This is a genomic window from Streptomyces sp. NPDC005899 (genome assembly GCF_040629645.1).
Taxonomy (GTDB): domain Bacteria; phylum Actinomycetota; class Actinomycetes; order Streptomycetales; family Streptomycetaceae; genus Streptomyces.
Genome location: NZ_JBEXWB010000042.1, coordinates 1 through 22,767 on the forward strand (window position 1 = coordinate 1; position 22,767 = coordinate 22,767).

The 22,767-nt window shown below is 70.6% G+C and carries 18 protein-coding genes; 1 reads left to right on the top strand and 17 read right to left on the bottom strand.

From position 1 onward, the window contains the following. Positions 1-129 precede the first annotated feature (129 nt). The 3 genes from ABZ371_RS08350 to ABZ371_RS08360 all read right to left on the bottom strand — a co-directional run bounded on the left by ABZ371_RS08350 (position 130) and on the right by ABZ371_RS08360 (position 4,986). Positions 130-1,722, bottom strand: a complete 1,593-nt coding sequence (locus tag ABZ371_RS08350; RefSeq protein ID WP_358675279.1) for a cation acetate symporter — start codon at positions 1,720-1,722, stop codon at positions 130-132. Further along, positions 1,719-2,192, bottom strand: coding sequence for a DUF485 domain-containing protein (locus ABZ371_RS08355; protein WP_358675282.1), 474 nt, complete (start codon positions 2,190-2,192; stop codon positions 1,719-1,721). The genes ABZ371_RS08350 and ABZ371_RS08355 overlap by 4 nt, the downstream gene beginning before the upstream one ends. 667 nt (positions 2,193-2,859) lie before the next feature. Further along, the gene (locus ABZ371_RS08360; protein WP_358675285.1) at positions 2,860-4,986 is read right to left on the bottom strand and encodes a DNA topoisomerase IV subunit B; all 2,127 of its coding nucleotides are present in this window, start codon (positions 4,984-4,986) and stop codon (positions 2,860-2,862) included. Between the two features lie 449 nt (positions 4,987-5,435). Here ABZ371_RS08360 and ABZ371_RS08365 point away from each other — a divergent pair, with 449 nt between their 5' ends. Then, entirely contained in the window at positions 5,436-5,666 is a 231-nt protein-coding gene (locus ABZ371_RS08365) for a hypothetical protein (RefSeq protein ID WP_358675288.1), read from the top strand. A 162-nt stretch (positions 5,667-5,828) separates the two neighbouring features. On the opposite strand, the gene ABZ371_RS08370 is transcribed toward ABZ371_RS08365, so the two are convergent. The 14 genes from ABZ371_RS08370 to ABZ371_RS08435 all read right to left on the bottom strand — a co-directional run bounded on the left by ABZ371_RS08370 (position 5,829) and on the right by ABZ371_RS08435 (position 22,369). After that, the gene (locus tag ABZ371_RS08370; protein ID WP_358675290.1) at positions 5,829-6,659 is read right to left on the bottom strand and encodes a serine protease; all 831 of its coding nucleotides are present in this window, start codon (positions 6,657-6,659) and stop codon (positions 5,829-5,831) included. Positions 6,660-6,922: 263 nt separating this feature from the next. Next, entirely contained in the window at positions 6,923-8,470 is a 1,548-nt protein-coding gene (locus tag ABZ371_RS08375; protein ID WP_358675293.1) for an RNA polymerase sigma factor, read from the bottom strand. A 352-nt stretch (positions 8,471-8,822) separates the two neighbouring features. Then, the gene (locus ABZ371_RS08380) at positions 8,823-9,689 is read right to left on the bottom strand and encodes a FadR/GntR family transcriptional regulator (protein WP_358675337.1); all 867 of its coding nucleotides are present in this window, start codon (positions 9,687-9,689) and stop codon (positions 8,823-8,825) included. Between the two features lie 180 nt (positions 9,690-9,869). Then, on the bottom strand, positions 9,870-11,615 hold the full coding sequence (locus ABZ371_RS08385; RefSeq protein WP_358675296.1) for an ATP-binding cassette domain-containing protein: 1,746 nt from the start codon (positions 11,613-11,615) through the stop codon (positions 9,870-9,872). A 162-nt stretch (positions 11,616-11,777) separates the two neighbouring features. Continuing rightward, a complete protein-coding gene (locus ABZ371_RS08390; RefSeq protein ID WP_358675299.1) occupies positions 11,778-12,542 on the bottom strand; it encodes an NUDIX domain-containing protein in 765 nt (254 codons plus the stop codon). A gap of 127 nt (positions 12,543-12,669) precedes the next feature. Further along, positions 12,670-14,013: a DUF4192 domain-containing protein gene (locus tag ABZ371_RS08395; protein WP_358675301.1), complete on the bottom strand. Its 1,344-nt coding sequence runs from the start codon at positions 14,011-14,013 to the stop codon at positions 12,670-12,672. 452 nt (positions 14,014-14,465) lie between these two features. Continuing rightward, on the bottom strand, positions 14,466-15,524 hold the full coding sequence (locus ABZ371_RS08400) for a vWA domain-containing protein (RefSeq protein WP_358675303.1): 1,059 nt from the start codon (positions 15,522-15,524) through the stop codon (positions 14,466-14,468). A 336-nt stretch (positions 15,525-15,860) separates the two neighbouring features. Further along, on the bottom strand, positions 15,861-16,658 hold the full coding sequence (locus tag ABZ371_RS08405; protein ID WP_358675305.1) for an enoyl-CoA hydratase/isomerase family protein: 798 nt from the start codon (positions 16,656-16,658) through the stop codon (positions 15,861-15,863). Beyond that, complete coding sequence (locus tag ABZ371_RS08410) at positions 16,655-17,899, bottom strand: cytochrome P450 (protein ID WP_358675308.1); 1,245 nt, start codon at positions 17,897-17,899, stop codon at positions 16,655-16,657. Before ABZ371_RS08410 ends, ABZ371_RS08405 begins: the two co-directional genes overlap by 4 nt. A gap of 107 nt (positions 17,900-18,006) precedes the next feature. After that, the gene (locus tag ABZ371_RS08415) at positions 18,007-19,389 is read right to left on the bottom strand and encodes a cytochrome P450 (protein ID WP_358675310.1); all 1,383 of its coding nucleotides are present in this window, start codon (positions 19,387-19,389) and stop codon (positions 18,007-18,009) included. A gap of 10 nt (positions 19,390-19,399) precedes the next feature. Further along, the gene (locus ABZ371_RS08420; protein WP_358675313.1) at positions 19,400-19,960 is read right to left on the bottom strand and encodes an ATP/GTP-binding protein; all 561 of its coding nucleotides are present in this window, start codon (positions 19,958-19,960) and stop codon (positions 19,400-19,402) included. Between the two features lie 3 nt (positions 19,961-19,963). After that, entirely contained in the window at positions 19,964-20,347 is a 384-nt protein-coding gene (locus ABZ371_RS08425) for a DUF742 domain-containing protein (protein ID WP_358675315.1), read from the bottom strand. Continuing rightward, positions 20,340-21,185 (bottom strand): roadblock/LC7 domain-containing protein, encoded by an 846-nt coding sequence (locus ABZ371_RS08430; protein ID WP_358675318.1) that lies wholly within the window; start codon positions 21,183-21,185, stop codon positions 20,340-20,342. Before ABZ371_RS08430 ends, ABZ371_RS08425 begins: the two co-directional genes overlap by 8 nt. Beyond that, positions 21,182-22,369, bottom strand: coding sequence for an ATP-binding protein (locus ABZ371_RS08435; protein WP_358675320.1), 1,188 nt, complete (start codon positions 22,367-22,369; stop codon positions 21,182-21,184). The genes ABZ371_RS08430 and ABZ371_RS08435 overlap by 4 nt, the downstream gene beginning before the upstream one ends. Between the last annotated feature and the right edge of the window lie 398 nt (positions 22,370-22,767).

Consider the following 22,767-nt stretch of genomic DNA (forward strand, 5'->3'; position numbering starts at 1 on the left):
GCCACCTCACCGTGCGCGGCGGGTGGCGGCAGGCGCCGTGGGGCCCGGGCCGCCCTGGGCGGGCCGCCCTCGGGAAACAGGCCCGCGGACCGGCAACCGGTGATCCGCGGCTCCGCCCCCCGCCGTCGTCTACGCCGCCCCCGCTCCCGTGAGCGACCGGACCTCCGTCTCGGCGTGCTTGCCCGCGTCCGGCGTCCCGGCGGACGTCACGGTGCCGATCCATCCTGCGAGGAACCCGGCGGGAATGGACACCAGACCCGGGTTCTCCAAGGGGAAGAGCTGGAAATCCACTCCCGGGAAGAGGGCGGACGGCGCACCCGAGACGACCGGCGACAGCAGAACGAGAAGGACGGCGGGGATCAGACCGCCGTACACGGCCCAGACCGCCCCCCGCGTGGTGAAGTTCCGCCAGAACAGCGAGTACAGCAGGGCGGGGAGGTTGGCCGACGCCGCGACGGCGAAGGCCAGTCCCACCAGGAAGGCGACGTTGAGGTCCTGGGCGAGGAGGCCCAGTGCGATCGCGACCACTCCCACGCCCGCGGCCGCCACCCTGGCCACACCCACCTCGCTGCGCTGCCTCGCCCCCGGGCGCCGCAGTGAGGCGTAGAGGTCATGGGCGACGGAGGCGGAGGAGGCGAGGGTGATACCCGCGACGACGGCCAGGATCGTCGCGAAGGCGACGGCGGCGACGACCGCGAACAGAACCGTCCCGCCCGTGGACCCCTCCCCTCCGCCCAGTTCGAGCGCCAGTAGCGGAACGGCCGTGTTGCCGGAGGCGTTGGACGCCCGGACCTCGGCGGATCCGACCAGCGCGGCCGCTCCGAACCCCAGCACGATCGTCATCAGGTAGAAGCCGCCGATGAGCCCGATGGACCAGACGACGGACCTCCGGGCGGCCCGGGCGGTGGGCACGGTGTAGAAGCGCGACAGGATGTGCGGCAGGCCCGCCGTGCCGAGCACCAGCGCCAGCCCCAGGCTGATGAAGTCCAGACGCGCAGTCCAGTCCCCGCCGTAGCGGAGGCCCGGGGAGAGGAACCTCTCGCCGTGGCCGCTGCGTCCGGCCGCGGAGTCGAGGAGGGCGTTGACGTCGCCGTGGAAGCGCACGAGCACGAGCACGGTGAGCGCCACGGCGCCCGCCATCAGCAGGACGGCCTTCACGACCTGGATCCACGTGGTGGCCCGCATCCCGCCGAGGGACACGTAGACCACCATGAGCGCCCCGACGCCGACCACGGTCCAGGACCTCGCGGTGTCACCGGTGCCACCGAGCAGCAGCGCGACCAGGCTGCCCGCTCCCACCATCTGGGCCACCAGGTACAGCACGGAGACGGTGACCGACGAGATGCCCACGGCGGTGCGTACCGGGCGCTCGGCCATGCGTGCCGCGACGACGTCGGCCAACGTGAACCGCCCGCAGTTGCGCACCAGTTCGGCCACGAGGAGCAGGACGACGAGCCAGGCGACGAGGAAGCCGACCGAGTAGAGCATGCCGTCGTAACCGAAGAGCGCGATGAGTCCCGAGATGCCGAGGAACGACGCGGCGGACATGTAGTCGCCCGCGATGGCGAATCCGTTCTCCAGGGGGGAGAACAGCCGCCCGCCCGCGTAGAACTCCTCCGCGGAACCCTGCCTGTTCCGGCTCACCCACGTGGTGATACCCAGGGTCACTGCGACGAACGCGCCGAACAGGAGGAGCGCCAGCGACTGGTGGTCCCCGATCACCGCTCGACCCCTCTCGTCATCTCCTGGGTGTCCCAGCGCAGTTCGAGCGCGGCCCGGTCCCGGTGCAGGCGGGCGTGGCGCGCGTAGGCCCAGGTGAGCAGGAAGGTGCTGAGGAACTGCCCCAGGCCCGCGACCATCGCCACGTTGAGGGCCCCCGCGACAGGGCGCGACATCAGGCCGGGAGCCGTGGTGGCCGCGACGACGTAGGCGAGGTACCAGAGGAGGAAGGCGACCGCCGCCGGGATCACGAACCGCCGGTAGCGGCGGCGCACCTCGCGGAACGCGGGACTGCGCTGGACCTCCAGGTAGACGTCGGCAGCGGTGTGGCCGCGCTCCGCCGCGGGCCAGGCCCCGGCGTCGGCCGGGACGGGCCCGGGGCCGCCCGGCTCACCCCACCCTTGGGCCGGCGCGTCGTACCAGGGGTCGTCGAGCCGCATCCGTGCGGCGTCCGGCCCTGCTTCCTTGTCCACCCGAACAACTCCCTTGTCCGCAGGCCTCTCCGGCCGCGTAGCCAAGAATGGGCAGACTGGGCGGATCTCGGGCAGTTCATTCGCCTGGCTTCACCATTTCAGGTGAAGGTTGCCCAGGGCGGCCGTGCGAGGACCCGGCCGTACGCGTAGCGCACTACGTGCCTTCCGCCGCGTGCGCCTGTCCTGCGGAGGGGATCGTCGATGTGCGTGTACACGTCGCCCACGCGATGTGCGGGATGCGCGCGATCTCCGTGGCGGGCAGGTCCTCGGTGATCACGATCGGCCGCCCGACCACGGTTTCGAGGCCGCTTCCGGGACCCCCGGTCGGGCGCACTTTCCTGGACGGCCGGCCCGTCCGCGTACCGGCGGCGCCACACGCGCCCCTTCCACCCGCACCGTCACGCACAGCGACGAGCAACGGGGCGCCGGGCAGCCGGGCAGCCGGGCAGCACCCACGGCGCTTCCCGTCGCGACGGAGCAGTGGCGCACGGCGACGAGCACGGCACCCGTGACGACGGCCACCGGGACACCGAGGACCCCTGACAAAGCGGTCCCCGGGCGGCGGAGCGGTGCGACGCCGTCGACGCCACGGAGGGATGGAGATCAGCGGATCGGCTCACGGGCCGCCCGCGGGTGGAGGCTACAGCTCCACCCGCGGGCGGAGACGTCAGACGTCGATGCGTGAGCGGTCCAGCGTGGCCGCGGAGCTGGTGATGAACTCCTTACGGGGCGCGACCTCGTTGCCCATGAGGAGGTCGAACACCTGCTCGGAGGATTCGAGGTCACCGATGTTGATCCGCCGCAGGGTGCGGTGGCGCGGGTCCATCGTCGTCTCCGCCAGCTGGTCCGCGTCCATCTCGCCCAGGCCCTTGTAGCGCTGGATCGAGTCCTTGAAGCGGATGTTCTTCCGCTGGAACTCCAGCAGGGTCTGGCGCAGCTCGTTGTCGGAGTAGGTGTAGACGTACTTGTCCTGGCCCTTCTTGGGCTGGACCAGCTCGATGCGGTGCAGCGGGGGCACGGCGGCGAAGACCCGCCCCGCCTCGACCATCGGCCGCATGTACCGCTGGAAGAGCGTCAGCAGCAGGATGCGGATGTGCGCGCCGTCCACGTCGGCGTCCACCAGCAGCACGATCTTGCCGTACCGCGCGGCGTCGATGTCGAAGGTGCGGCCGGACCCCGCCCCTATGACCTGGATGATCGCCCCGCACTCGGCGTTCTTGAGCATGTCCGAGACCGAGGCCTTCTGGACGTTGAGGATCTTGCCCCGGATCGGCAGCAGCGCCTGGAACTCGCTGTTCCGGGCCAGCTTCGCCGTACCCAGCGCGGAGTCGCCCTCCACGATGAAGAGCTCGCTGCGCTCCACGTCGTCGCTACGGCAGTCCGCGAGCTTGGCGGGCAGCGAGGAGGACTCGAGCGCGGTCTTGCGACGCTGCGCGTCCTTGTGCTGGCGGGCCGCGATCCGGGTGCGCGCCGCGGCGACCGCCTTGTCCAGCACGGCCCTGGCCTGGGCCTTCGCGTCACGCTTGGTGGAGGTCAGGAACGCCTTCAGCTCCTTGGCGACGACGTTGGCCACGATGCGGTTGGCCGCCGACGTGCCCAGGACCTCCTTGGTCTGGCCCTCGAACTGCGGCTCCGCCAGCCGCACGGTCACGACCGCGGTGAGGCCTTCCAGGGCGTCGTCCTTGACGATGTCGTCCTCGGCGACGCGGAGCAGCTTGGCGGAGCGCAGCGCCTCGTTGACGGTCTTCGTGAGCGAGCGCTCGAAACCGGACACATGGGTGCCGCCCTTGGGGGTGGCGATGATGTTGACGAACGACCGGACCGTCGTGTCGTACCCGGTGCCCCAGCGCAACGCGATGTCGACGCCCAGTTCCCGGGTGACCTCGGTCGCCGTCATGTGGCCCCGGTCGTCCAGGACCGGCACGGTCTCCTTGAAGGTCCCCGTCCCGGTCAGGCGCTGGACGTCGCAGACGGCCTTGTCCTGCGCGAGGTACTCGCAGAACTCGCTGATGCCCCCGTCGAAGCGGAAGGTCTCCTCGGTCTTGCCCTCGCCGTCGATGCCGCGCTCGTCGCGCACCACGATGGTCAGGCCCGGCACGAGGAAAGCCGTCTGGCGGGCGCGCTGGTAGAGGGTATCCAGATTGAGCTTGGCGTCCTTGAGGAAGATCTGCCGGTCCGCCCAGAACCGCACCCGCGTGCCCGTACGCGTCTTGGGCACCCTCTTCCCCTTGCGCAGGCCGTTGGCCGGGTCGAAGGGGCTGTCCGGTCCCTGCTCCGTGAACATGCCCGGGACGCCGCGCCGGAAACTGATCGCGTGAGTGGCGCCGTTGCGGTCCACCTCGACGTCCAGTCGCGCGGAGAGCGCGTTCACGACCGAGGCGCCGACGCCGTGGAGCCCGCCGGAGGCCGCGTAGGAGCCGCCGCCGAACTTCCCGCCGGCGTGCAGCTTGGTCATGACGACCTCGACGCCGGAGAGGCCCGTCTTGGGCTCCACGTCGACCGGGATGCCCCGGCCGTTGTCGCGGACCTCGACGGAGGAGTCGTCGTGCAGGATCACCTCGATCGCGTCGCAGTGGCCTCCGAGTGCTTCGTCGACGGAGTTGTCGATGATCTCCCAGAGGCAGTGCATGAGGCCCCGGCTGTCCGTGGACCCGATGTACATGCCGGGCCGCTTGCGGACCGCTTCGAGCCCCTCCAGCACGAGAAGATGCCGCGCGGTGTAGTTGGAGCTGTCCCTGTCTGAGCCGCCTGCTCCGGTCAGCAGCGCAGTGGACGGCACGGAATCGGCGGTCACGCGGTTCGCTCCTCGCTGAATTTCAAGTGGGGCCCAGTCGGTGGCGGGCTCGGCCTCGGTAGCCGCTGAGAGCCTACCGATGCCTGGTAGAGCGGTTGTGACGCCACCCAGGGGGGAATCCTTATGCTAGTCCAGCCTCGCATGGACGTTCGATCACTCGTTGAGGTGACGTGCACATCACGTTCCCTTCGACGCATGAACCATTTAGGCTCCGGGCACGTCCTCATGAACAACCGGCAAGCCAGCCGGCGGACCGTCCCCCCGGAAGCAAGTCCCACACAAGCAACGCGAAACCGTAGCGCTACGCAATACGGCACATTCGCCGCCAACCGGCAACAGACAGCCATCCTGAGAAGAAGTTTCGAATAAAAGCCACGAGCGGGAACGTTTTCGGCCTGGTTGGATGTTGACCCTGGTACGACAGCTCGTCGAGCTAGAGAAGAGGCGACGTGACTACTGTTCTGACCCCCGCGAGCCCGCTGACCGCAGCAGACCGCTGTGACCGTTGCGGCGCCCAGGCCTATCTGCGCGTCGTCCTGATCAGTGGCGGTGAACTGCTCTTCTGCGCCCACCACGGGCGCAAGTTCGAGCCGGAACTCAAGAAGATCGCCGCGGAAATACAGGATGAGACGGATCGGCTCACAGCCGTGCAGGCCGCTGCCGCCGACGAGGAGCACTGACACCTCGCATCCACGACGAGCCAGGGTTCGGTCCAGCACACCGGCCGACGGGCGGTCTCCCATGGGGAGGCCGCCCGTTCTCGTCGTCCTTCGAGCGGTGCTCGGCGGACCGGGGATCCCTACGCGGCACCCGACGGGGACGACCGCGCGGCGGGACCCCGCTCAGTTCCGGGCGGCCATCCACCGGATCGCCGCGGAGACGCGGGTGTACACCCCGGGAGCGGTCGGGCTCCCGCAGCCGTTGCCCCACGACACCAGCCCCACGAGCCGCCCACGGGCCACCAGCGGCCCTCCGCTGTCCCCCTGGCACGCGTCGCGCCCTCCCGCCGCCTTTCCGGCGCAGAGCATCGCCGAGGCGTCGTACGCCCCCCTCGGGCCGCCGGGGTACGCGCGGGAGCAGTCGCCGTTACTGAGCACGTCCACGTCGGCGGCGTACAGCATCGACGCGTACGCGCCGAAGCCCGTGGTGTCCCCCCAGCCGTACACCGTCGCCGCGGTCCCCGGTGCGTAGGCCGTGTCCCCGGCGGCCGCCATCGGTATGACGCTGTCGGCCGGCAGCGGGCCGGCCAGGGTGAGGACGGCGAGATCGCCCGCGTGCGTGGCGGAGTCGTAGGCGGGGTTGACCCAGGCGGACCGGACCGGTATCTCCTGACCGCCCGGCCCGTTCAGCTCGTCCCGGCCGGCGATGACCCGCAGATCGGTCACCTGGGAGACGCCGGACCCGAGCACGTCCTCCCGCAGGCAGTGCGCGGCCGTCAGCACCGTGGCCGGCGCCACGGCCACTCCACCGCAGAACTGACCCGCCCGGGTTCCCCCGAACCGGTCACGGCTGGCCAGTGCCACGGTCCAGGGACTGGCCGCCACCGGGACGGGACGGCCACCGACGATGATGCTGTCCGCGGCGGCCGGTGCCGACGGGCCGAGGGGTATCACGGCGGTCACGGCCGCGAGTGCGGTGGTCACGGTGAGCAGGCGGGCGCCTACGCGGGGCATGGGAACTCCTGACGTCAGGTGAACGATGCCCACCCAGCGTCATCCGCGCGGATACCGGCCGCACCCGCACGCGTGACGTATCCGTGCCCGCACCGCACGCGTGACGTATCTGTGCCCGGCACCGCCCGCACGACCTGCCCGTGCCGCCCGGACGACGTCTCGTACCGCCCGCACGACGTGCCCGTGCCGCGCACACGCGTGACAGACCGGTGCCCCGGACCTGTGACAGGTCCGGGGCACCGGTCGTGTCCACTCCCCGACGTCTAGTCGAGGTAGTCGCGCAGCACCTGCGAGCGCGACGGGTGGCGCAGCTTGGACATCGTCTTGGACTCGATCTGCCGGATGCGCTCACGCGTCACGCCGTAGACCTTGCCGATCTCGTCCAGCGTCTTGGGCTGGCCGTCCGTGAGGCCGAAGCGCATCGACACCACACCGGCCTCGCGCTCGGAGAGCGTGTCGAGAACGGAGTGGAGCTGCTCCTGGAGAAGGGTGAAGCTGACCGCGTCGGCCGGGACGACCGCCTCGGAGTCCTCGATGAGGTCACCGAACTCGCTGTCCCCGTCCTCACCCAGCGGGGTGTGGAGGGAGATCGGCTCGCGGCCGTACTTCTGGACCTCGATGACCTTCTCAGGGGTCATGTCGAGCTCCTTGGCCAGCTCCTCCGGGGTGGGCTCGCGGCCCAGGTCCTGGAGCATCTGGCGCTGCACCCGCGCGAGCTTGTTGATGACCTCGACCATGTGCACCGGGATGCGGATCGTGCGGGCCTGGTCGGCCATGGCGCGGGTGATCGCCTGCCGGATCCACCAGGTGGCATACGTCGAGAACTTGTAGCCCTTGGTGTAGTCGAACTTCTCCACCGCGCGGATGAGACCGAGGTTGCCCTCCTGGATCAGGTCCAGGAAGAGCATGCCGCGGCCCGTGTAGCGCTTGGCCAGCGAGACCACGAGACGGAGGTTGGCCTCCAGCAGGTGGTTCTTGGCCCGGCGGCCGTCCTCGGCGATGATCTCCAGTTCGCGCTTGAGCTTCGGCGCGAGCTTGTCCGCGTTGGCGAGCTTGTCCTCGGCGAACAGGCCGGCCTCGATGCGCTTGGCGAGCTCGACCTCCTGCTCGGCGTTGAGGAGGGGAACCTTGCCGATCTGCTTGAGGTAGTCCTTGACCGGGTCGGCCGTGGCGCCGGCGACGGCGACCTGCTGCGCGGGCGCGTCGTCCTCGTCGTCGTCGGAGAGGACGAAGCCCTTGTTCTCGCCTTCGCCCTCCTCCTCCTCGCCCTTGCCGGCCTTCACCTCTTCGGGCGCCTCGTCACCGTCGAGGAGCTCGTCGTCCTGCTTGCCGGCCTTCTTGGCCGTGGTCTTCTTCGCCGCGGTCTTCTTCGCCACGGCCTTCTTGGCGACTGTCTTCTTGGCTGCGGCCTTCTTCGCGGGGGCGGCCACGGCAGCGTCGTCAGCCGCCGGGTCCGCGCTCTCGGCCGCCGGGGCCGCGGCGGCCGCGACGGTCCGCGTCACGGTCGTCTTGGCCGCGACCGTCTTGCTGGCGGTGCGCTTGACCGGGCTCTTCGCTGCGACGCTCTTGCGGGCGCGCTTAGGCGACTCCGCGGCACTGACCATCAGCGTCACACCCTCTTCCTCGAGGATCTGGTTGAGGCTGCGCAGAACGTTCTTCCACTGGGTTGGCGGAATCTGGTCAGCCTCGAAGGCCCGACGCACGTCATCGCCGGCGATCTGCCCATCAGCCTTTCCCCGCTCGATGAGCGCCATCACGGATGCGGACTCGGCGATCTCCGGCGGGAGCGTACGGGATGTGCTGGCCGACACGAACAACCTCTCGGAACGATGGAAACGGCTTCCGGTCCCGCCCGGGGGGCTGGAACCGACGACCGGCGGCTGGGGATGTCGCCGACGGCGCGGGCTTGGCCTCGGAACTGCACAGCGCGCTGTGCAGCTGCTGTATTCCTTCCGCGGCGGTCACCTCTTAGGTCATCGCCCTGTTCCGAGGAGTGTTACGGCCAATTCACGTGGCCCCAGTCACACCCCCGCCTGCGGCATACGGAACCAGAAGCCATATATACGTACAATTATGCCGCCGGGCCGGAGGACCCGGCGGCACGGCATCGGTGCGCACGCCCCGGCCTGCCGGGCACCGTGCGCGCGGCGAACCGCGGAGTACTCAGTGCTCGCGCGGCGCCGGGACCACTCGCTCGCCGTCGGGGTGACCGACGAGCAGTTGGCGCATCGCCGCCTCCGCGCCCGAGCAGTCCCCCGCCGCGAGCGCCGCCACGATTCGCGCGTGATGCCCGAGAGAGGTCTCTGCGGGCCGGTCGCAGCCCGTGACGGGCCCGCCGGACACGTGCAGGGCGGCCGACACGATGCCGGAAAGGTGCTCGAGCATGCGGTTACCAGCGGCCTGGATGAGCAGGGAGTGGAACTCCGCGTCCGCACGCGAGAACGTGATCGTGTCCCCCTGCCCCATCGCGTGCCCCATGATCTCGATCATCTCGCCGAGGCGTTGCTGGATGTCCTCCCGCCCCTGGCCGGCCGCCAGCCGGGCGGCGAGCGGCTCGATCGTCCATCGGAGCTCGACCAGCTCACGGCGCTGATCGTCCCGCTGGGGCCCGAAGGCCCTCCATTCGATGATGTCGGCGTCCAGAAGATTCCAGTCGCTGACCGGCCGGACACGGGTGCCCACGTTGGGCCGGGCACTGACCAGGCCCTTGGCCTCGAGAACGCGCAGGGACTCCCTCACAACGGTGCGCGAGACCTCGAAACGCTGGCCGATCTCCTCCGGCACGAGCGGCCGGTCGGCGCCGAGGTCACCGGACACGATCATCTGACCCAGTTGCTGGACCAGTTGCCCGTGGAGTCCGCGGCCGCGACTGGCCGCGCCACGTCGGCCGGCCCGCCCGAGATCGGATTCGGCACCGCCCCAAGGACGCAGCGCGGCACGCTCACCGGTCGGCGTCTCGGTGTACGGATAGCGGTCGATTTCGCCCGGATCGGCAATGCCGGAGTCGGCGGAGCGGGCGGCGGTCATCATGGTATGCGCAAGGGTACTCACGCATCCTTTGTCGGCCTGGCTCGGCCGCCCCTTGAGGTCTTTGGTGAAAAGCACACGAAAGGGTGATCAGTGCCCACCTCTCAATTGACGCGGTTTGCCCAGGAATAGCGCGTTTTCATGTCGATCACCGCACGCCGTGTTCCGGGACCCGCCCACCGATCACCAACGGGCCCTGCCTCGAAGCCCGGTGAACGCGTACGCGCAGATCAGGACCGTCAACGACAGGCAGAGCGCCAGGCCCACGGGATGGGCCACGACCCGCACGACGGCCATGGCCCACCGGTCCGCCTGGTAGGGCCACTCCAGCCATGAGAGCTCACGGAGCCGGCCGGGAAGCCCGGTGATCGAACGGGTGGACGGCTCCGCGAGCACCCGCCGCATCAGCGGAACGACCAGGACCGGTACGGCGAGCACCGCGGCGACGCCGGCGGCGGCCAGCCGGAAGACTCCGGCCGCCAGCAGCCCCGCCCAGGCGCAGCCGACCGACAGTCCCGCCCAACCGGCCGCGAGCCGGGTGGCATCCGCCGGCGTCGCCACCAAGTCGCCGCCGTAGACGAGGCGCAGCGCCTCGGCGTTCACCAGCACCGACAGCACGGCGAGCAGCAGGGCGACACCGGCGGAGACGACCAGCTTGGCGAACAGCAGGCCCAGGCGCCGGGGCACCGTCCCCCGCCCCGCGGCCAGAGCCGGGTAGCGGAACTCGTCGCCGAACGCGAGGGCTCCCAGCAGGCCGGCTCCGAACGCGGCGGGCGGCAGGGGCAGCAGACCGGGCCACGCGGCCAGCAGTTCGGGGAGCGGCGTACGGCCGGAACGGGCCAGCGGCACGGAGATGCACACCGAGGCGACCAGAACGGCCGCCATGAGCAGGGTCGTTGTCCTGACTCCGAAGAGACGGCGCAGTTCGTAGCGCAGAGGGCGGAGGGGGCCGCGGGCCGGCCGGACGGTGATGGGCGGGGGCAGTTCGGACACGGCGACGGCCGAAGCGGGCCTGGGGACCGGCGGGCGGCCTCCTTGGGCTCCGGCCGCGAGCGGGCCCGCGTCACCCGTCTCGTCCGCGAGTTGGTGCACGGGCACCCCGTGCCGGTACGCCGTGTCACCGATCTCCGCGCAGCTGCTGCCGTACACGGACAGACGGCTGCTGTCCTCGGCCACCACTTCGACCGAACGCCGGGCGGCGCGTGCCTCGCTGCTCACCACGGCGGCCAACCGCGCGGCATGCGGGGTCCGCACGGCGACCCGGGGGCGCAGCCGGGTGCGCGAGAAGGCGGCTACGTCCTGGTCGGCGACGAGACGGCCTTCGTCGATGGTGACCACGCGGTCGGCCGTGCGCGCGGCCTCCTTCGGATCGCCGGTGGCGTGCAGGACGGTGCCGCCCTCGGCGGCGTGTGCGCGCAGCAGCCCGTACAGCCAGCTCCTCTCCCGCGGCGAAAGGCCCCGGGCGGGTTCGTCGAGCACGAGCGTGTGCGGATCACCGAGCAGCGCGGAGGCGAGACCCAACCGGCGGTCCATACCGGCCGAGAGCGTGGCCAGGCGCTGATCACCGAGCCCTGCGAGCCCCACGACCTCCAGCAGTTCGTCGGCGCGCGAGGCGGGTACCCCGGCGGCGGCGCAGAGCATGCGCAACTGGCCCCTGGCGGTACGCGCCGGGTGCCCCGGCACGTCGCCGAGCAGCACGCCGACCTCGCGGGCGGGATGACGGATGCGGTGCAGCGGTCGCCCCCGGAAGTAGGCGACGCCCCGCCCGGCTTCGAGTTCGAGCATCAGGCGGAGGGCCGTCGTCTTGCCGGCGCCCGGCGCACCGAGGAGCGCGGTCACACGGCCGGGCGGGGCTTCGAAGGTCAGGTCGTCCACGACGGGAGGGAGGTCGCGGCGGGGGGCGCTGGTGAGTCCGATGGCCTGGAGCATCGCTTCTCTCGCGGAGGATGACCGCTCGGCGGCAGGGTAGGTTCCTCAGCAAGATAACGCGACATTTGGGACTTTTGTGGCACCCGGGTCTCGTTGCGCGTTCCGTGGGCACGAACCGCCGTCCCGCACCCGCCCCGCGGCCGCCCCGCGTCCCGTGCCGGCTCAGACCTCGGGCCTCAGCATCGGTGGATTGAGCACGGTCGCCGCCCCGGCCCGGAAGAGTTGCGCGGGGCGCCCTCCCTGCCGCGTGGTGGTCCCTCCGGACGGCACCAGGAAGCCGGGCGTGCCGGTCACCTTGCGGTGGAAGTTGCGGGGATCCAGGACGACACCCCACACCGCCTCGTACACCCTGCGCAACTCACCGACAGTGAACTCGGGCGGGCAGAACGCAGTGGCCAACGAGGAGTACTCGATCTTGGAGCGCGCCCGCTCCACCCCGTCGGCGAGGATCCGCGCGTGGTCGAAGGCCAGCGGCACGGACTGCCCGGCCTCCCCGGCAAAGCCTCCGCCGGATCCGAGCAGGTCGTCGACGGGCGCCCAGCGCGCGCTGTTCGCGTCGCCGCCCGCGCGCGGCGCGGGGAGGTCCGGCGCCAGCGCGAGGTGCGCGACGCTGACGACCCTCATCCGGGGGTCACGTCCCGGATCCCCGTACGTGGCCAACTGCTCCAGATGAGCGCCGTTGCCGACGGAGGGGGTGGACGGATCGTGGGCGCAGAGCCCCGTCTCCTCCACGAGTTCACGCGCTGCCGCGGCAGCGAGATCCTCGTCGATCCTGACGAAACCGCCCGGCAGTGCCCACCTCCCCTGGAAGGGGGGCTCTCCCCGGCGCACCACCAGGGCGCAGAGTGCGTGACGGCGCACTGTGAGCACAACCAGGTCGACGGTGACGGCGAAGGGCGGGAAGGTCGACGGGTCGTAGGGCGGCATGCCGGAATCATAGTCGTCTGCCTGACGATAAACACTCCCTTCGCGGTGTCGTTCCCGCGTTCCTCGTCCGCCGTCGCGCCGCCTTTGCGCCCGGTCCCCGGCAGGGCTCCGGGCCGGCGGCCGTCCGTCACCGACTGCTCCCGGCACCTCGACGCCCCTGCCGCCTGCCGTCACGGGCCCGCCGGCGGGAAGCGGCCTGGCCCGGGCGAACGGCGGGACCGGACGGGGAGCCGGCGCTCCTCCCGCGCGCGCCACCCGATGTGCTCCCGGGCGCCGGGCGGGGGGCTCCCGCAGCCGTGGACCTTCGGTCCGGTCCGCCACAGGCGCCGGGCACGCCGGGCACCGCGCGCAGGCGGCCTTCCTCCCGAAGGCAGCGGCGCAGCGTCTCCGGGTCGAGGCCCTGGTTGCATGCCTGGTGGAGGAGTTGGGCGAACGTGTAGCCGGGGTCGGCACGCAGGGCGAGCCCGAGCGCCACACGAGCCCCCGCCTCGTCGCCGGTGGACCATGAGACCCATCCCGCCAAGGTCAGGGGTGCGGCGGAGTGGTCCCTGTACGGACCGACGCAGCGGCGGGCGAGCGCGCGCCACAGGCGCAGCGCCGTCTCCGCCTCGCGGCCCTCCATCCACTCCGCTGCCCTGTCCCTCGTCTCGCGGTCCTGCAGGCCGAGGATCACGGCCGCGGCCTGGTCCGCCTCGATCAGGCGGTCGTCACGCGGGTCCGCCTCGGCCGGAGCCACCGCCGGCGCCCGTCCGAGCCGCTCCATGAGCTCGCGGGCGAGAGCCAGCGTGCGGGCCGCGACCTCGCCCCGGCCCCCGACGTCGAGCATCTCCGGGACGAGTGCGGCTCCGGCCGAGTGGAGTGCGCGTTCCTGCTCCTCGGCCGCCACGGAGCCCAAGGGAGACAGCCGCTTCTCCATGTCTCGCAAGGAGCCCCGCACCTGGATGCCCGCGTACGCGGCCGCCGCTGCCATCACCGTGGTGCCGGGAAGTGCCAGCGGGTTCCCTTCTGGGGGACAACAGCGTTCATCGGGGCAGCAGTACGACCAGTAGCGGCCGTCGGAGATGCAGAGAGCTTCCAGGACGGGGACGTCGAGTGCCCCGCAGGCCGTACGCAGACGCTGCGCGAGAGGCCGCAGCCGCTCCATCGCCTGGTGGGCACTCTCGCCCTCCGCGGGGTCCTGGCAGAGAAAGACGACGATCGCGTCGGGGCGCGCCTCACGCCGCTCGCTTCCGGCCACCAGGCAGGTCGCGAGCTGGTCGGCGATCGGTGCCCACTCCTGCGGGGACGCGGGGATACCCAGCCGGAGCCGGCCGCCGAAGCGGCCTCGGCCTCCGTGCAGGGCCACCATGACGATGCTGTCGTCGGGGTGGAAACCCATCAGGTACGGGAGGGCGTCGGCGAGTTCGGCCGGGCTGCGCAGGGTGATCTGCTGCTGGCCGGACGGACGGGTGGGTTCGTGGTGCTTGTTCATGGCACGACGGTCCCCCCGGCCGCCGCATTCCGCGACCCCTGTGGATAAAGTTATCCACAGGGGTCGCACTGCCGCTCGCGGTTTCCCGGACCTTCGGCTTGCATTGCGGAATGACCACCACGCGACCTTTGCCGCCACGCCCGTCGAAACGCGGCCCCACGGCCACCTGCCCTGCACCGGGCTGTGGCAGGACGGCGCCGGAGCGACCTTTCACCCGACGTTCCTTACGCCCGCGCCCGGCGCGGGCCGACCCGGCCGGCGACGGCGTCGGTCGTGACGGCCTCCCTCCGCCGGACAGGCCGGGCCGGAGGGGCGGGCCGCGCAGGGGTACCGGCTGGGTCAGGGGCCGGCCTTCCGCTTCCGCCATGGCGGCGCTGTGGCTCCGCGCCCGGGAGAGCTTTTCACGAGCTGTGTCACCCCGCTGCTCATCACACCCCGCGAGCCTTCCGGCATCAGAACATGACGAGCAGACGCGTGTTCGGCTTGAGCTTGCGATTGACCGAACGGCTCTGGACGTACACCTCCAGCTCGGGGTTGTTCCCCGCCTTCACCGAGACGGTTCCCCGAATCCCCGTGCCGAACAGCAGGCTCCGCGCGGCGTCGCCCGTGTAGGCCCGGTCGGTGTTCTTCTCGACGACGATGACTTCCTTGTTCGGCTGGACCTGCGCCCGCGCGCCCAACTGGTAGTAGCAGGAGCCGCGTCGGTAGGTCACCCCCGGATGCGAATCGACGAAGGGGCGGATTTCCGTCTCCTTGTCCACCTTCAGGAGACGGTACTTGTCGGCCGGGATCGGTTCGAGGCTCGCCCGCACCTCGTCGACCGATATGTCCTGGCCGACGGCGAACAGGTTCTTCGTGCCGCGCACGCCCTGTTCACGGCCGCGCAGGAAGCTGGTGGCGGCGGCGCGCACGGTGCCGATCGCCTCCTCCACGCCTTCCTGGGAATCCGCGTCCCAGATGGCGATGTTCCCGGCCGGGAAACCGTAGTTCTGGGCGGTGCGCTTCGCCAGGGAGTTGGGGACGAGGATGGCGGAGGTCCAGTGCCCCGGAAGCCCGCCCATCTTCGCCGCGATCTTGTCGAGCCACGGGCCGAGGATGGTCATGTCGCCGTCATGGCGCCTGTCGCCGCCGGAGGCGTTCTCCTCGCCGTCCGTCACCACGATCTGGAGAAAGCTGTGCTCGCCGTACTCCTCCCAGATGTGCCCCAGGTCGTCCAGGGACTTCAGGGAAGCCTCGATCAGGGCCGTGGCCCCGTTGTTGACCCGGTACAGCCCGCGCATGGACGGCAGGTGTTTCACGTCCATGTCCCAGACCAGGTTCTCCACCCTGTGGTCGAAGGAGTAGAGGCTGATCCGGGTCTCGTGGCCGAGGCTGTCCGACTCGGCTTTCAGGCCCGCCACGAACTCGTCCACGACACGGATGAGCTGACTCTGGTGCTGGTGCATGGAACCCGAACAGTCCACCACCAGCGCGACGTGGTTCACCTTGTGCTGGATCTTGTTCGTGGACATGTTGATGCTCCTTCTCCGAGCTCCCCGAGTAGTGATCCGACTCTATGGGGAGGCACTGACAAGGGAGTTCGGCACTTCGCCGACAGCGTCCCGGGGCCTGCTCCGCCCCTGTGGCCTCCCCTGGCCGGCCCGCCCGACTCCGGGTGCAGCACGTGTGGAAGGCCTTGGGGCCACTCCGGGCACAACACGTGCGGAAGGCCCTGGGGCAGCGGTCGTTCACCGGCCGCCGCCACCGACTTCGTCGGCGTCGGACCTGGACACGGGCCGCGCAAGGCCCGAGAGCGACCGAAGCCGGGGGCCCGGGCGCGGAGGACACCCGCCGAGCCCGTGCGCGTCTCAGCGGGAGCCGGCCTGCCCCTGGCTCACCTGCCGGTGGAGGTGTGCCGTCAGAAGGTGGGAGTCCAGTTGGGAGACGTCCGCCGCACGGTCGGCGCGCGCATAGCCGGCCAGCATCCGCTTGGTCAGGACGAGGGCCTCCGGCGCACGCCGGACGAGGGGCCTCGTCCAGCCTTCGATGACCTTGTCCAGCTGGTCGAGCGGGGCGGTCCGGTGCAGGAGGCCGAGCCGGTGGGCGGTCGCCGCGTCGAACACGTCGCAGGTCAGCATCAGTTCGCGGATCCGGGCGGCGCCGGCCTCGGAGACCAGGCGGCCCATCGCTCCTCCCCAGGCCGGCGGGAGCCCGACGCCGATCTCCGGCATGCGGAAGCGGCTGGTCTCCGCACCCGCGCGCAGGTCGCAGAACGAGGCGAGCGCGAGTCCGGCCCCGATCACACGGCCGTGCAGCCGGGCGATGGTGACCGCGTGGGTGTTCTCCAGCGACTGGCACAGGCGGTGGGCCCTGTCCGCGATCCTGCGCAGCGCGGCTCCGGTCGGATCGCCGTCGAGGGCGGCCTGGTACTCGTTGCGATCGGCTCCCAGACAGAAGTCGGCGCCCATGGAGGACAGGACCAGGACCCTGATGTCCGGCCGCTCGTGCAGGTCGTCGAGCAGCTGGACGAGAGCGTCGAGGACGGCGACGCTCAATGTGTCGTCCCGCTCGGACGGATTGAGCCGGACATGGAGTACGGGGCCGTCCTGCTCCGTGCGTATCACCTTGCGGAAGGGCCGAGCGGGAGAACAGGTCGTTTCGGTCATGCGAGGGCTACATCCAGGTTCAGGGGACGCCGGAACGCCACCCGGGGCGCCATCGACGGCCGGCGTACGAGGGTGAGGCGGGGAAGTCGCCGGATCAGCTGACGGAGGAGGATCTGGGCCTCCAGACGGGCCAGTGGTGCACCGAGGCAGTAGTGGATGCCTCCGCTGAAGGCCAGGTGGCCGGGTTTGCGCCGGGGGTCGAACCGATCGGGGTCGCTGTGCCTGGCGGGGTCCCGGTGCGCCGCTCCCACCATCAGGTGGACCATCTCGTCCTGGCGGATCTCCCTGCCGCCGAGGACGCAGTCCTGGGCGGCGACCCTGCTGATGACGTGGGTGGGCGGGTCGTAGCGCAGTGTCTCCTCGACGAATCCGGGTACCAGGTCGGGGTGGTCGGCGACCTGGGCCCAGCGTTCCGGGCTCTCGACCAGCAGGAGCGTCATGGTCGTCAGGAGGGTGGCGGTGGTTTCCAGGGCGGCCAGCAGTACGAACAGGACCAGGAGGTAGACCTGCTCGTCGGCCTTGTCGCGGTCGGGTTCTATGGAGTCCCACGTCCGTATCCATCCCGAGACCGGGTCGTCGCCCGGGCGGGAGCGCCGCTCGCGCACCAGGCCGGTGAAGTAGGTACGGAGTTCGGCCGTGGCCGCGTCGGACGCGGCCAGCTGGCTCGCCGAGGGCAGCAGCTCCTGGGTGAAGACCTGGTCATGGGTCAGGGCCCGCAGGCGGGGCCAGTCGGCGGCGGGCAGGCCGAGCCACTCACCGATGGTGGCGACCGGGAGTTCCTCGGCCACCAGGGCGGCGAAATCGACCTCGCCGTGACGCAGACGCTCCGCGAGGGAGTCGAGCAGCCGGTCGGTGGTGCGGGACACCGTCCGGCCGATCTGCTCCACCGCCCCGCGGTCGAATGTGCCGGCCGCCCGGCGCACCCGCGTGTGCTCGGGCGGATTGAGCGCGGCCAAGGTGTTGCTCATCTCCCGTGAGGAGGGGGCGTTCCACCGCGTGCCGGAACCCTGCCGTTCACGCCATCGCCTGTCGGGCTCGAGCCAGTCACGACTGCGCAGGACCTGGTCGCAGATCGCGAAACCCGTGACGAGGGAACCTCCCCACGGTGCGGGAGCGACCTCGCCCTTCGACCGCAGCTCCGCGTAGATCGGAGAGGGATCGGCCTGGCCCTTCGCGGTCCGCAGGCGGGAGAAGAGAGAGGCGGAAGCCCGGCGGTCGTGGGCCGGAGTGACAACCCCCATATGGCGGCTCCTTTCTGAGCACGAGCCGCCATACATACCCGCATGATCGTTCAACCATCCAATAACACTGTGAACTCGGGAAGTTACTTAAATCACTTCCGTCACAGCTACTCGCCGCGCGTCCACGCCAGGAACCGGCTGAAGAGTCCCCCCTTCTGCTGCGGCGACGCGGGGGCCGCCGGCCGGGTGGCCCGGGTCGCCGCGTGCTGGTCGGCGGCGGTCGACTGCTGGGGCACCGGGTGCGCCTGCGTCCGGGTGGGCGGCCCGCCGGCCGGCGCACTCTGCGGTGTGAAGCGGACCGGGAGGGTGACGAGTGTCCGGCTCCACGGACTCGGCGCCCAGGTGAGCGTCTTGAACGGGACGCGCATCTCGATGTCGGGCAGCCGGTTGAGGAGCGTCTCGACGGCGGTCACCGCGATCATGAACGCCGGGTCCTTGGCCGGGCAGGCGTGCGGGCCGGCACCGAAGGCCAGGTGCGCCTTGGCGCTGAGCTGTTCGCGGTGCTCGGTCAGTTTCGGATCGGTGTTCGCCGCCGCGAAGGAGATCAGGACCGGGTCGTTGGCACGGAGGGTCCTGCCACCCAGTTCGACGTCGTGGGCCGGGTAGTGCGCCGCGTAGTTGGCGATCGGCGCGTAGTTCCAGAGCGTCTGGGCGACCGCGTCCTCGACCGGCAGACCGCTCTGCCAGTCCTCGCCGAGGTACAGCGCACTGCTGGTCCCGATGGTGGCGCTCAGGGGCGCGGTCCCGCCGGAGAGGAGGGTCACGAGCTGGTGCAGCACCTCCTCGTCGCTCAGGCGGGCGGGGTGCAGCATCAGACGCGTCGTCAGGTCGGAGTCCGGGCGGCGCCGCTTGAGGGCGATCAGCTCCGTGAGCGCCCCGCCCAGGACCTCGTCGGCTCCGGGGGTGCCCTCGAAGATGCCGCTGATGCCGGCGATCACCCGGTCACCGATCTCAGGCGGGCACCCGAACAGGTCGCTGAACACCAGCAGGGGCAGCGGCTGGGCGTATTCGGCCATCAGCTCCGCCTGGCCGCGCGGCTCGGAGCCGAAACGGCTGATCAGGTAGTCGGCGGACTGCTGGGTCTGCCTCACGAGCCGGAGCTCGTCGACCGTGGCGAGACTGTCGGTGACCGCCTGGCGCAGACGGGCGTGCGCCGCTCCGTCGCTGAACAGCGCGTTCGGACGGTAGCTCAGCATCGGCAGGGCGGGGCTGTCCGCCGGGACGCGCCCCTCGTTCAGCGCGTTCCAGCGGCGGGAGTCGCGGACGAAGGACGCCGGGTTCTGCAGGACGTACAGGGCGGCGTCGTAACTGGTGACCAGCTCCGCCTGGACGTCGGGAGCGATGTCCACGGGCGCGCTCAGCCCGAACGAACGCAGGTGCGCGTAATGGCCGTCGGGGTCGGCACCGAACGAGGGGCCGTACAGCTGGACGTTCCCGTGCGCCGGGCAGCCGGGCGGCGGTGTCTCCTGGAAGTCGTGAGGCTGTTGCATTCCGGCGCTCCTAGCCGAGTAGGGACATGAGGTGTTTCACGAGGGTGATGAGTGCGTGTGCCGAGGACTGCTCGTCCCGTACGTCGCACTCGACGACGGGTGTCTCCGGCGCGAGGTTCAGCGCGTCACGCACTTCGTCGAGGGGGTAGTCCGTGGTGCCCTCGAAGTGATTGACCCCGATGGCGTAGGTCAGGCCGAAGCGCTCGACGAGGTCCAGGACAGGGAAGGACTCGTGCAGCCGCTCGGGGTCGACGAGGACCAGTGCGCCCAGCGCGCCCCGCGACAGCTCCTCCCACATCTCCTTGAAGCGCTCCTGCCCGGGCGTGCCGAAGAGGTAGAGGACCAGCGTGTCGCTGAGCGTGAGCCGCCCGAAGTCCATCGCCACGGTGGTGGTCGTCTTGTCCGGTGTGCCCGACAGGTCGTCGAAGCCCACGCTGGCCTCGGTGATCTCCTCTTCGGTGCGCAGCGGCTCGATCTCGGAGAGACTGCCGATGCAGGTGGTCTTCCCGACCCCGAAGTGCCCCACTATGAGGATCTTCACCGCGTGGGAGACGTCTGGATCCAGGTACACGCGTTACGCTCCGAATCGATTCTTCAGGCCCTCGAGCACGGCGCTGACCAGTTCTCTGTCGACACGTTCGGCGCGCGGGATCGGCCTCCTCACCAGGACGAGGTCGTTCTCCTCCAGCTGCGCCAGCAGGATGCGCACGATGCCGAGCGGGAGGTGCGTATGGCCGGCCACCTCGGCGACGGAGAGGAAGCCGTCGGTGACCAGGTCCATGACCTGGCCCGCCTCCGGGGACAGCGTGCGCGCGGCGGCCGACGCCTCCTCCGCCGCGGTCACGAGTGTGGTGTGCTCGTACTCGTGCTCGGGGGGCAGGGCGCGCCCGTTCGTGATCACGAACAGAGGCACTAACGGCGTCGTCAACTCCAGTTCCTGCTCGGCCTCGTCAGACATGGCCGGCCCCCTCTCCCCGTGTCGTCGACGCGGTCAGTCTCGGCACCACGTCCTGCAGGCGCGTGGTGAACTCCTCGATGTCGCAGTCGTGCTCGGCGGCGGCGGCCAGGAAGGCGCCGGTGCCGGCGGCCATCAGGAAGATCCAGCCGTGCTGGAACTCGATGACCGTCTGCCGCCACTCGGCGCCGTCCAGGACCCCCGCGAACTGCGCGGTGACCCTGCTGTAGGCGTGGATGCCCGTCATGGCGGCGGAGATGGTGTCCGCGAGGTCCCGGCTCATCCCCGTGGTCGCCCCGCGGGGCAGTCCGTCCGCGCCGAGCAGCACGGCGTGACGGGCGCCGCGCACCTCGGCGATCACCCGGTCGAGTTCGGCCAGCGTGAAGCCCGAGTCACCCGCGCTCCGGCTCGGGGCTCCCGTGGTCTTCCGGGTGCCGGCGGCCTCCTCCGCGCTCACTCTGGGCGGCGAGGTGAGGTTGTTGCCCAGCCGGGCGACGAGGCGGTGCATGCGGAAGGAGATCTGCTGCATGTCCACGTCGGGTGCCGCGGCGGCGGCCAGATAGGCCCCCTGTCCCGCTCCGATCAGGAAGCTCCACCCGTGGGAGAACTCGATGATCGTCTGGTTCCACTGCCGGTCCTCCTCCGGCCCGGCGAAGTGGGCCGTGGCCCGGCTGAGTGACTGCATCCCGGCCATGGCGGCGGAGATGGTGCGTACGTCCTTCTCGGCCAGGCCCTCCGTAGCACCGCGAGGAAGGCCGTCCGCGGACAGCAGGACGGCGTGCCGTGCCCGGGGCACGTTGTGCACGATGTCCTCGAGCATCCACGACAGGTCTGCGGTCATGCGTCTTCGGACCCTTCGGGCGACGTGGCATCAAGGTTGCGGCCGGACAGCGTGCCGCGCTGGAAGGCGCCCAGGCCGCGTCCGGAGGGACGGCTCGTTCCCTCGGGAGTCCGCGACACCGGCCGGACGGCCTCGGGGTCGGGCACGCTCGCGATGGGCGCCTGGCGCGCCCCACGCTTCGGCAGGCCGTGCATCGTCCGCGACGTACCGCCGCTCGCGGGCCGTCCCTCGGTGCGCAGGATGTTGCTGACGGGGGCCTCCTGGGCCGGCGGCGTCTCCTCCATGGTCCACAGCTCCTCGGGCAGCAGGACGACGGCCCGGACACCGCCGTACCGGGAGACTCCGGTGACATCCACCCTGAAGCCGTACTGACGCGCTATCAGGCCGATCACGGGGAATCCGAACTTCGGCTGGTTACCGAGTTGCGACAGGCGGGGGACGACGTCGCCGGACAGCAGCGCGGTGGCCCGCTGGCGGTCCTCGTCGTTCATGCTGACGCCGGCGTCGTCGATGACGATGCACAGGTTGTTCTGTATGCGCTGAAACGTTACTTCGATGGGTGCGTCGTGCTGCGAGAAGCTGGCAGCGTTGTCAAGCAGTTCCGCCACGGCGAGAGCGACGGGCGCGACCGCCGACGCCTTCAGCGCGAGACCGGCCTGCTGCATGATGGCGACCCGGTGGAAGTTGCGGATCTGCCCCTGGGCGCTGCGCACCACGTCGTAGACGCTGGCCGGCTTGTTGCGGCGGCCGAGCGGCGCACCGCACATGACCGCGATGCCCTGCGCCTTGCGCGCCATCTGGGCGTTGGCGTGGTTCACTTCCAGCAGATCGCTGAGGACCGCGTGGCCACCGTACTTCCGCTGGATGCCGTCCAGGAGCATCGTCTGCTCCGCGGCGAGGCTCTGCAGGAAGCTGGCAGCGCCCTTGAGGACGGCCTTGGTGTTCTCCTCCGCCGCCTCCTTGGCCGCTCGCAGGGTGCTCTCCTGCTCCCCCATGAGCTGGTGCAGCTCGGCTCGCGTGAGGTGGAGTTGACTGTCGGCGGCGTGCAGCTGCTGCCTCAGCTCGGCCTCGGACTGCTGCTTCTTCGCCCCCAGGGCTCTGTTGCGGGCGGCGAGTGCCACGACGGCGACGACGGCTATCGCCGCCACCGCAACCAGGCACCACACAAGTGCGTCTCGAATCATGGAAACCTTTCCCGGCGCATGGCATGCGTACGGCGACGGATACATCTCGCGAGAAGCCGCGCAACAGCCGCTCGGCACTGCTCCGCCCCTGTGGCGTGGAGAGCAGGCCGCCGATCGCAGATCAGCATCTGAGTCAAGTGGATCAAGATCACAGATGCGGGGATGCTATCACCGCGCCTCACCCCCGACAGACGCCCACCATGCCCTCGTATGCCGCCAACCCGCCCTGTTTGCACGGTTGTTGACACGCGTTCACCGAGCAGGTCACCACCGTCGGCGTACCGCGCGCTGACAGACCGTCACCACTTCACGAGTCTTCACAAGAGGACTGCCAATCTCTCACATCGCGCCCGGACGCCGACAGCCGGTACCGGTGGTGGCCGCCGCCGGTGGCGTGA

Bases quoted from the DNA above. Each gene is read 5' to 3' on its own strand.
- ABZ371_RS08430 (WP_358675318.1), bottom strand. From the start codon at position 21,185: ATGACCGCAGACCTGTCGTGGATGCTCGAGGACATCGTGCACAACGTG.
- ABZ371_RS08370 (WP_358675290.1), bottom strand. From the start codon at position 6,659: ATGCCCCGCGTAGGCGCCCGCCTGCTCACCGTGACCACCGCACTCGCG.
- ABZ371_RS08405 (WP_358675305.1), bottom strand. From the start codon at position 16,658: ATGACCGAAACGACCTGTTCTCCCGCTCGGCCCTTCCGCAAGGTGATA.
- ABZ371_RS08415 (WP_358675310.1), bottom strand. From the start codon at position 19,389: ATGCAACAGCCTCACGACTTCCAGGAGACACCGCCGCCCGGCTGCCCG.
- ABZ371_RS08390 (WP_358675299.1), bottom strand. From the start codon at position 12,542: ATGCCGCCCTACGACCCGTCGACCTTCCCGCCCTTCGCCGTCACCGTC.
- ABZ371_RS08400 (WP_358675303.1), bottom strand. From the start codon at position 15,524: ATGTCCACGAACAAGATCCAGCACAAGGTGAACCACGTCGCGCTGGTG.
- ABZ371_RS08425 (WP_358675315.1), bottom strand. From the start codon at position 20,347: ATGTCTGACGAGGCCGAGCAGGAACTGGAGTTGACGACGCCGTTAGTG.
- ABZ371_RS08395 (WP_358675301.1), bottom strand. From the start codon at position 14,013: ATGAACAAGCACCACGAACCCACCCGTCCGTCCGGCCAGCAGCAGATC.
- ABZ371_RS08380 (WP_358675337.1), bottom strand. From the start codon at position 9,689: ATGATGACCGCCGCCCGCTCCGCCGACTCCGGCATTGCCGATCCGGGC.
- ABZ371_RS08385 (WP_358675296.1), bottom strand. From the start codon at position 11,615: ATGCTCCAGGCCATCGGACTCACCAGCGCCCCCCGCCGCGACCTCCCT.
- ABZ371_RS08410 (WP_358675308.1), bottom strand. From the start codon at position 17,899: ATGGGGGTTGTCACTCCGGCCCACGACCGCCGGGCTTCCGCCTCTCTC.
- ABZ371_RS08435 (WP_358675320.1), bottom strand. From the start codon at position 22,369: ATGATTCGAGACGCACTTGTGTGGTGCCTGGTTGCGGTGGCGGCGATA.